The following is a 2976-nucleotide window of genomic DNA, read 5'->3' as shown; positions in this document are numbered from 1 at the left end:
GGGTCGTCCGAAAGGTCCGTGATGGTGAAACCCGTCGAAGCCACCGTTCCCGACACTGTCGCCTGGTTCACGAACGTGCCCGCATCGATATCCTGCTGGGTCAGGATGTGGCTGGCGGAGAAAGTCGTACTGTCGGTCTGTCCCGATTGCAGACTGGCGATCGGCCCACCCGAGACGGCCGCGTCCGGATCGGTCAGCGTAATGCTAGACAAGGTGACATTGCCCGTATTCGTCACGGAGAATATGTAATTCACCGTCTCGCCGGCATCGGGAAGGGAATTGCCGTTCGCATCCACCAAGACGCCAACCTTCTCGACAGAAATGGCCGCATTGGCCGGCAACAGGATGACCGTCGGGTCGTCCGGCTCTCCATCACCTTCAGTGTCGGCATTCGTCGCATCGTTCGGATCGTCCGACAGGTCGGACACCATAGCGCCGTTGGCAGCCGTGCCCGTCACCTTGGCCTGGTTTTCGACGCGCCCGGCATCCAGATCGGCTTGCGTCAGAATGTAAGCGGCCGTGAAACTTGTGCTGTCGACCGCTCCCACCGCGAGCGTCACCGGTCCACCGGAAACAGAAACTTTGGGATCGTCGATGGTGACGCCCGTGAGATCGGAGCCACCGGTATTGGTCACAGTGAACGTGTAGTTCACCGCCTCGCCGACATCGGCAAACGTGTTGCCGTTGGCATCATCGAGGGTCGCTGTTTTCTCGAGCGACATGCTTGCCGCTGCCGGCATCACGGCGCAGCTTGCCGGCAGCGGATTGGCCGAGCAATCCGGCGGGGTCGTCCCTGTTTCATAGGCGCCGTTGGAAATCTTCGCGCCCGGTGGCAGCGGATCGACCACCGTGACGATCGTCGTCAGAACCAGCGAGCCCGGTGTGGCGCCAACCTGTGCCGGCACGGTCAGTCCCGACCAGTTGACCGTCCCGCCAGGGGAGCCACCAGAATGGCTGCCGCCCATACTCGAGCTCTGATGTGTCGTATGAGGGTCGAGATGGTCGGTCACGCCATAGCCGGTAGCGTCGGTGCTTCCGGTGTTCGTCAAAGTGATGGTATAGGTCAGCTGTTCGCCGGGCTCGGCGATGCCGTTGCCGTTGCCGTCCGAGACCGTCTTGACCGGTTCGGCAATCGCCGCCGGCGTCGGTTGGAAATCGAAGCTGCCGGATGCCTGGTCGTTCGATGGATCGTAATCGTCGTTGGTTGGATCGGCGTCACCGTCGGGCGCAGCGCGTCCCAGCATGACGGTGTAATTGTGCGTACCTCCCACCGTGGGATAGTCGACGGAAATCGGGAGATCGAAGCTTTGCATCCCGCCCGCAGCGCCGGGAGCCGCCGCCGAACTCAGCGGAGATGAATTGAGCGCGCAGGTAACCAGCTGTCCGGATTGTGTGCAATCGGCCGGCAGCGCGCCATTGACCGACCACCCGGCGGGCAAGGTCGTGACGAGCGTGTAGCCATCGTCGTTGTCGGTCGCCCCTGGCCCGTAATTGGTGGCCGTCACGGTCAAGGTCTGCGGCTCGTCGTAGCCCGTGTAGATGGCGGTCGCCCCGCTGGCCGTGACGGCGATCTCAGGCTTGCCTGTAACGGTCAACTGACAGGAATCGTCGACCTTCAATCCCAGCGTCAGACCTGTCGTGCACGAGCCGGTTTGTATAAAACTGTTCGCCGGGATGCCGGTGGGCATCTGGCCGGTCTTGGCTCCATAGTTCGTGTTGTTGGCCACGTAGAGCTCGAACATATCCTGGAATTCATTCGCATCGTTGGCGCTCGGCGCGACATAGGGCGTCTTGCCGACGCCGCCCGCCATTGCGGTGCCATTCCACGTCAGATCGACCAGCCAGCCCGCGCCGCCGATCGTGGTGTCCCAGGCGAAATCGTCGAAGGCCAGTTCCGCCGACAGGCGCGCCTGGGCAAAGTTGGCGCAGGCAGCCCTGATTCCGTCGTAACCTTCTCCGCCCGCCTGAATGGCATAACCGGACACATAGTTATGGCCGCCGCAGAAGCCGCCGCGCGAAATGTGAGTGCCGTTCCCCTCGATGACACCAGCATCCAGCCGCGTCACGGCGACAGACGAATCCAGCTGCAGCCAATCGCCGCCGTCGAGGATTACCGGGCGACAGGCCAGGCCGACCTGGCTTGCCCATGGAAACTGGCCGCCGACACTGCGGTCGCGCCCGTAAAACAGGAAGGCGATCTGACCTGCCGGGCAAGCTGCCGTCCGTGGCGTAACCTGGCCGGAATAACTCAAGCCGGACACAGTCGTGGTCGCACCGAATGTTACCGCGCTGCCGTCCGTGGCGATCGTCGTACAAGACAGATCCAACCGTGCGGTCATGCCGATGGTGCTGGAGGTGCCGCCGCCCTTGTCCCAATGCTGGACGCCGGTGACATAATGGCCGGGCGCGCAGGCCGTCGGTGAAAGTCCGCCTTTGTCAGACCCGATCAGGCCAACGATCTGGTTGCCCTGTTGGCCGATCCCTTCCTGGGCAAACGCGGGCGTTGCGTGGCCGGAAGCACAGGCAATGACAAGGCCAACCGCCAAGCGGGCGACGAAACGCAGGAGGGCGTCATCGCTCAGAGCCTCCGAAACCCGAATGCGTGTGCCTGTCTTGCCAGGACGCGGCGTGAAAACAGATTGCAGCGTTTGAAACAGGGGGAACATGAGAGCTCATTGCGTTATCGATCGTGCTTGCAAACCTTTTGCCGGCCTGTTTCGCGCGACGATCAATCGTCCAACAACGACCCCGTCACAGGAGATGGCCGCAGAACGTTGCCCCCGGCAAGTCACCATGGCGTATCTTTACGGTATTCTGGAATGCTCGGCGCCCGGATCATTGTCATTGATCCGGGCGTATTCCTGTCACGTGCGGACTGTCTTAGACGCCCTTTTACTTGTAGACGGCGTAAGGCGCCGTGCGGCGTCCGCCCGGCCGCCGCGCGGGGCCGGTCTCGATCCTGGTTTCGATGTCGAG

1 protein-coding gene is annotated in these 2976 nt (G+C 62.5%); it reads right to left on the bottom strand.

Features of this window, described 5'->3' with window-relative positions; genetic code table 11:
• The coding region (locus tag AB843_RS24495; RefSeq protein ID WP_048649547.1) for a DUF7507 domain-containing protein at positions 1 to 2666 on the bottom strand (2666 nt) is incomplete at its 3' end.
• Positions 2667 to 2976: the final 310 nt, after the last annotated feature.

The organism is Nitratireductor soli, assembly GCF_001050155.1.
GTDB classification, from domain to species: Bacteria; Pseudomonadota; Alphaproteobacteria; order Rhizobiales; family Rhizobiaceae; genus Nitratireductor; species Nitratireductor soli.
This window is presented reverse-complemented; position numbering and strand designations above follow the sequence as displayed.